At 59.9% G+C, this 6,613-nt stretch carries 4 protein-coding genes and 1 pseudogene; all 5 read left to right on the forward strand.

Annotated elements, in window-relative coordinates; genetic code table 11:
• Positions 1-205, forward strand: a pseudogene (locus EOB80_RS34935) (hypothetical protein); the annotation flags it as partial.
• Entirely contained in the window at positions 189-452 is a 264-nt protein-coding gene (locus tag EOB80_RS33955; RefSeq protein WP_127332331.1) for a hypothetical protein, read from the forward strand. The pseudogene EOB80_RS34935 and the gene EOB80_RS33955, both read left to right, overlap by 17 nt.
• A gap of 590 nt (positions 453-1,042) precedes the next feature.
• Complete coding sequence (locus EOB80_RS33960; RefSeq protein WP_127332333.1) at positions 1,043-2,434, forward strand: family 16 glycosylhydrolase; 1,392 nt, start codon at positions 1,043-1,045, stop codon at positions 2,432-2,434.
• A 101-nt stretch (positions 2,435-2,535) separates the two neighbouring features.
• Positions 2,536-4,281 (forward strand): type I secretion system permease/ATPase, encoded by a 1,746-nt coding sequence (locus EOB80_RS33965; protein WP_127332335.1) that lies wholly within the window; start codon positions 2,536-2,538, stop codon positions 4,279-4,281.
• Positions 4,281-5,591 carry an HlyD family type I secretion periplasmic adaptor subunit gene (locus tag EOB80_RS33970; protein ID WP_127332337.1) on the forward strand — a complete coding sequence of 437 codons (1,311 nt, stop codon included), beginning with the start codon at positions 4,281-4,283 and terminating at the stop codon, positions 5,589-5,591. The genes EOB80_RS33965 and EOB80_RS33970 overlap by 1 nt, the downstream gene beginning before the upstream one ends.
• Positions 5,592-6,613 lie beyond the last annotated feature (1,022 nt).

Genomic DNA, 6,613 nt, shown 5'->3' on the forward strand with positions numbered 1-6,613 from the left:
GAAATCGTTGAAGCGCGCAAAGGAAGAAACGGACAGGAAAAATGGCGTGGTGAATATCGCCCTGTGCTGCAGGATCCGGGCAGCTCAACAGCGCGTGACGGAGGCCCCGGGAGCGCCAGACCAATATCTATACGTGGGCGGCCTCCAAATCACCCCGAATGGACATAAAATGGCGAGGAGTTGCCGTCATGACAATACTGTTTGAGCCGCTGGACTCGGATTACCACAAGCGCAGCGTGCTTTATCACGCCACGCGGTTGTCGATGCTCCACGATCGAATGCTGATGCGTTTCAACAAGGTTGACGAAGCGGCCGACAAGGTTGAAGCCGCAGCGGCCGTGCTGGTCGATGTCACCCACGGCTCTGCCGTCGACCCGTTCCAAGACGCGGTGTTCCGGAATTCGTCGGCAGATTTCCTTCAGATGGAAACAGGCCAGACCCTTGGGCTCTGAACTGCGAGGGATGACGCCAGTGTTTCGGCAGCTAGGGCCGCCTGCGCCCGCTTGGGGCGTCTCAATGTAGCTTTCTGCATTATCTGGATCGGCGAGCGGTCCAGTTGGTCTTTCCCGCATTCGAGGCAGCGGCCGCGAATGCGGCATCATAGTGAATACCGATTTCCATTCTCGTCGGCCTTTGGTGGCCTGAGAGGAAACCGAAGGGAACTGACTGCGGCGCGACCGCCTACGTCATCGAGACGCTCGACTGGGTTCCGGCGCAGCTTCGCGTGGTCCGCATCATTCCGCCCCAAATAGACTTCTGCGAGACGGTGGTGCAACCGTCACCCGGAGCGGCCCCCATCGCCGGCGGCCCGCTAACGCTGACGTTGCTGGCGCAAGTTCGCCGCCCTTTCGGACGCCTTAATTGTGGTTTGAGTGCGCCGTCGAAAACAGTCTCAAGTTCCCACCGACGGCCTGACGGACGCGTCCGGCCCCTCCGCATTTACTCTTTGGTAACCCTCCGAAGTCGGAAGACAAAACGTATCGGCTCCTTTTGCCTTCCATCGTGTTAGGGCTTGGAACAAACCAACGGAGCTGTGAGTAAAATGGCCACCGTAACCAACGCCAAGGGTGTTCCGCTCCCCTATAGTGGGTCCTCCGCAAAGTGGTACTCGGCAACGAATTCGGGCCCGGCCCTCTACGGCAGCATCTATAACGATTCGCTGTATGGCGACGGCAGCGTCAGCGTCACGATGTATGGCGGCAAGGGCGACGATATTTACTACCTGTACTCCGCGAAAAACAAAGCGGTGGAGCTGCCCAACGAGGGGATCGATACGATCTCGACCTGGATGAGCTACAGGCTGCCGGCGAATTTTGAGAATCTGACGGTCACGGGCGATAAACAATATGCCTTCGGAAACGCTCTGAACAATATCATCGTCGGCGGTTCCGGCCAGCAGACGCTCGACGGCTTGAAAGGCGACGATGTTCTCAAGGGTGGCTCCGGCGCTGACATTTTTGTCGTCAAACCGGGCAATGGCAGCGACCTCATTCTCGACTTCGGCGCCGACGATATTGTGCGCGTCGGAGGCTACGGCTTCACCTCCTTCGACCAGGTGCACGCCAACATGGTGCAGTCGGGATCGAACGTCCGACTCACCCTGTCGCCAACCGAGTTTCTCGTCTTCGCCAACAAGACCATCGACCAGTTCAGCGCCAACCAGTTCGATCTCGCCCTGGACAAGTCGCATCTGACGCTCACCTTCTCGGACGAGTTCAATACTTTGAACCTGCACAGCGGTTCTAGCGGGACCTGGGACACGAACTTCTGGTGGGGTGCTCCGAACGGCAGCTCGCTCACCACCAACAGCGAGCTTCAGTGGTATATCGACACCAGCTACGCCCCCACGAGTTCGGTCAACCCGTTCAGCGTCCAGGACGGTGTTCTCACCATTACGGCCGCCCGGGCTCCCGACGCGATCAAGCCCTACATAAACAACTATGATTACACGTCAGGTCTGTTGACGACCTACCATTCCTTCGCACAGACCTACGGCTATTTCGAAATTCGAGCCGACATGCCCGAAAAGCAGGGTGCATGGCCGGCCTTCTGGCTTCTTCCGGCGGATGGCTCCTGGCCGCCGGAACTGGACGCAGTGGAGATGGTCGGCCAGGATCCCAACAAGCTCACCCTGACCAGCCACTCGAACGCGACGGGGTCGCATACGAAAGTGACATCGACCGTATATGCAGCGGATACCGAAGGGTTCCACAAATATGGGGTGCTTTGGACCCCGAGCGAGCTGGTCTGGTATTTCGACGATGTCGAAGTTGCCCGCGCACCAACGCCTGCCGACATGCACAAGCCAATGTATATGCTGGTCAACCAGGCTGTCGGCGGCATGGCGGGAGCGCCCGCCGACGGGCTTGCCACCCCTTCTGAAATGCACGTCGACTATGTCCATGCCTACGCGCTGAATGATTGGTTCATCTAGGTGCCATGCTGAAAGATGGAGTGAAACCGACACCCTTCGCCAACCGGTCTTGGACGCGTTCATTGCCGCTTGCGCCCGCGCTGGACCCGAGGTGAAGGAAGATGTCTCACATCCATCCATCTGAGCCGCCGCGAACTACGCTCACGGCGATATTCGCTTCCTTTCGCCGGGCATTCGCCGGCATCGCCTTGATGAGCGGGGTCGTCAACGTCCTGGCGCTGACCGGCTCGTTCTTCATGCTGCAGGTCTACGATCGCGTCATTCCCGGCCGCAGCGTGCCGACGTTGGTCGGCCTTTGCGTGTTTGCGGGCACGCTGTTCGTCTTTCAGGGCGTCCTCGAACTGATCCGATCGCGGCTGCTGGTGCGTATCGGCATGGCGCTCGATGCGCGGCTCAGCGGGCAGGTCTACATCGCACTGATGCGTCTGCCGTTGCGCACGAAGCTCACCGGCGATGGCTTGCAATCATTGCGGGACCTCGATCAGGTCCGGTCGTTCCTGTCGAGCGCTGGGCCGACCGCGCTGTTCGACCTGCCTTGGATGCCGCTTTACCTCGCAATCTGTTTCCTGTTCCATTTCTGGATCGGCATGACCGCGCTGCTCGGCGCCGTCATTCTGTTTGGCCTGACCTTGCTTGCGGAGGTGCGCACCAGGCAGCCCGCGAAACGTGCCAACACACAGGCCGCTGCGCGCAACACGCTGGCGGAGGCGACGCGCCGCAATGTCGAGGTGCTTCAGGCAATGGGTTTTGGCCCACGCATCGCCGAGCGCTGGTCAGGCATCAACGCCGACTATCTCAGCACCAATGCCAAGGCGAGCGATTTGGCGGGGACGCTCGGAACGACATCGAAAGTCGTGCGCATGATGCTTCAATCCGGCATCCTGGCGATCGGCGCCTGGCTCGTCATCCATCAGGAGGCGACGGGCGGCATCATGATCGCCAGTTCGATCATGATGAGCCGGGCGCTGGCACCGATCGAACTCGCGATCGCGCATTGGAAGAGCTTCGTCAGCGCCCGACAGGCCTGGGCGCGCCTGACTCAGCTTCTGGGGCTGCTGCCCGAGGCAGCAACAAGTGTCTCGCTTCCGCCACCGTCGTTTCGCCTCTCGGTAGAGGGCATCAGTGTGGCGCCGCCGGGCGAGCGTCGCCTTGTCGTCCAGGATGCGGGCTTCGTGCTGGAGAAGGGCGCCGGCCTCGGCATCATCGGTCCGAGCGCTTCGGGAAAATCCTCGCTCGTCAGAGCGATCGCCGGTGTCTGGCTGCCAGTGCGCGGTACCGTCAGGCTCGACGGTGCGACGCTCGACCAGTGGTCGTCGGAAGAACTCGGCAAGCATGTCGGTTATCTGCCGCAGGATGTCGAGTTGTTCGATGGCACCATTGCCGAGAACATAGCTCGCTTCGAACCCCAGCCCCCCTCGGACAAGATACTGGCCGCCGCGCGCGCCGCCGGTGTTCATGATCTGGTGGTCCACCTGCCTGAGGGTTATGAAACGCGTATCGGCGAGGCCGGGTCGGCGCTTTCGGCGGGTCAGCGACAGAGGGTCGCCTTGGCGCGTGCTCTCTATGGCGATCCGTTTCTTGTCATACTCGACGAGCCTAATTCCAATCTCGATGCCGACGGCGAAGCCGCCTTGACGGCGGCGATCCAGGGCGTGCGCGACAGAGGCGGCATGGCCATCGTGGTGGCGCATCGCCCGAGTGCATTGCAAAGCCTTGACCAGATCCTTGTCATGACGAACGGCAGTATCCAGGCCTTTGGCCCGAAGAATGAGATCATGACCAAGGTGACCCGCCCCATCAGTGTTCCGTTAAAAGTTGTCTCAAGTCCTGAAGAGGCGGCGCTCTGATGGCGGAGAGGGCGTCATCGGTGATCGATCGGACCATTCGACGTTATCTGCTCGGCGGCGTTGCGACCTCCATCCTTCTGGTCGGTGGAGCGGGCAGCCTTGCAGCGGTGACCGACCTCTCCGGCGCAGTCATCGCCTCGGGAAAGCTGGTTGTCGATTCCAGCGTCAAAAAGGTGCAGCATCCAACCGGCGGCGTGGTCGGCCAGATCTTCGTGCGCGAAGGCGATGCCGTGCAAGCGGGACAGGTTTTGATTCATCTCGATGAAACCGTCACCCGCGCCAATCTGGCCATTGTCACCAAGAGCGCGGATGAACTCGATGCCCGCCTGGCACGTCTCAAGGCCGAGCGCGACGGTGCGGACGCCATCGGTTTTCCGCCGTCGCTGATGTCTCGGCGGGACGATCCGGATGTCAGCGGCACAATGGCCGGAGAGCAGTCGCTCTTCGAGTTCCGCCGGCAGGCACGCGCTGGCCAGAAGGCGCAGTTGGCGGAACGTATCTCCCAGCTCGCTGAAGAAGTCTCCGGCCTGACCGAGCAAAAGGACGCCAAGAGCCAGGAAATCAAGCTGATCGGAACCGAGCTCGCGGGCATGCGCACACTATGGCAGCGCAAGCTGGTCTCGATCGATCGGATCACCGCTCTCGAGCGCGAGGCCGTGCGGCTGGAGGCTGAACATGGGCAGCTGACCGCCGCGATAGCGCAGTCGAAAGGCCGCACGTCGGAAATCCGCCTTCAAATCATCCAGATCGATCAGGATCTGCGCAGCGAAGTCGCCACCGAGCTGCGTGAGGTCCAGGCAAGACTCTCGGAACTCGTCGAACGCAAGGTATCGGCCGAGGACCAGCTCAAGCGCATCGACATTCGCAGCCCGCAGGCCGGCGTCGTCCTTCAGCTTGCCGTACATACGATTGGGGGTGTCATCACTGCGGGCGAACCGGTCATGCTCATCGTGCCGGTCGCGGACCAACTGACCGTCGAAGCCCGTGTCGCGCCACAGGACATCGATCAACTGAAACAGGGGCAGGAGGCGACGCTGCGGCTTTCGGCCTTCAATCAGCGCACAACGCCTGAACTCAACGGAACCGTCAGCAAGATCTCCGCCGATCTCAGCACCGACGAGCGCACCGGCGCCGGTTATTACACCGTGCATATCGTTTTGCCGCGCACGGAACTTGCCAGACTCAAAAGACTGACCCTGGCGCCCGGCATGCCGGTCGAGGTGTTCTTCTCGACCAGCAGCCGCACGATGCTGTCCTATCTCGTCAAGCCCTTGGCCGATCAGATCCAGCGAGCATTCCGGGAGGAGTGAAACGCGCCAGGGCTGCAACGACCGACCGCTCCCCGTCTCGAGCTCTTCATTGGGCCTGCCGCCTGCGTGATGCTGCCGGCGGGCTCGGCTGTCACAACCGAAATCGATGACCACGACAATCCCTTTTCGAACCGACGTGAGGAACATGCATCCGCAAGCGAAGTTCGGAATTTGCTTGGTGTGAGAACACTCCCTCCCTCAAGTCCAAGCTCTGGTGCAGGGCCCGTCGCTGTGACCTCAGCGGCGGGCCTAACTGCAAAAGCCGGCAAGCGTTAAATCTTTCATAAGGCTGGAACCTGTTTCTGAAATCGAAGTTGGGTTTGCAGCTTGGCTTCCAACCCCGGGCCAGGTCTCAAAAGCAAGGCCCGCCGCTGTAGTTGTGTCCTCAGCGGCGGGCCCCTTTCGTTTACCGCCCAACGCTACATAAGGATTGGCTGAAGTAACGGAACATCCAATGAACGCAACGGGAGCGAATCCCATACATCATACCATAGGATTTCAAGTATAATACTTAGGTACGTTAATAACATCCCAAAATCGATATACTATAGCAAGCTATATATCGGCTACATCGTCGCGGAATCGACCGCTCCATTGCGATAACCTGTGACAGTTTTTGCTAGTTTCGGATTTTGGATTGTCGTAAACGTACAATTTTCGTTACTGTCGGGCACAACTATTTTCGCGTCAAACGCTCCATGGTCTCAATTGATCGCCTTCGCCAGCGCTCGGACTAGCTTCAATGCGCCGCGTTCGCCAGTTTCTTCGGTTGCCACACGGGCATCGATTCCACGTAGCAAAAAGGGAGGTCGGCACGATCAACTACCAAGCACCGGTGACGGTGAGCGTGCCGACCAATCTGGGCACAAAGGTGGGCTAAATGACCAGACCTACAAGCTACTGGCAGAATGAAAGCGCAGCAATTAGTCCCGATGGCCTAGACTGCCCGTCAGGCGCGATCACACCATAGGCATTAGAGCCGGTCATATATTAGCTTGTGCTTGCGGCGGCCCACCCCCGCC

This window comes from Mesorhizobium sp. M7A.F.Ca.MR.245.00.0.0 (assembly GCF_003997415.1).
Taxonomy (GTDB): Bacteria; Pseudomonadota; Alphaproteobacteria; order Rhizobiales; family Rhizobiaceae; genus Mesorhizobium.

Coding starts and splice junctions, on each gene's coding strand:
- EOB80_RS33955 (WP_127332331.1), top strand. CDS start 189: ATGACAATACTGTTTGAGCCGCTGGACTCGGATTACCACAAGCGCAGC.
- EOB80_RS33960 (WP_127332333.1), top strand. CDS start 1,043: ATGGCCACCGTAACCAACGCCAAGGGTGTTCCGCTCCCCTATAGTGGG.
- EOB80_RS33965 (WP_127332335.1), top strand. CDS start 2,536: ATGTCTCACATCCATCCATCTGAGCCGCCGCGAACTACGCTCACGGCG.
- EOB80_RS33970 (WP_127332337.1), top strand. CDS start 4,281: ATGGCGGAGAGGGCGTCATCGGTGATCGATCGGACCATTCGACGTTAT.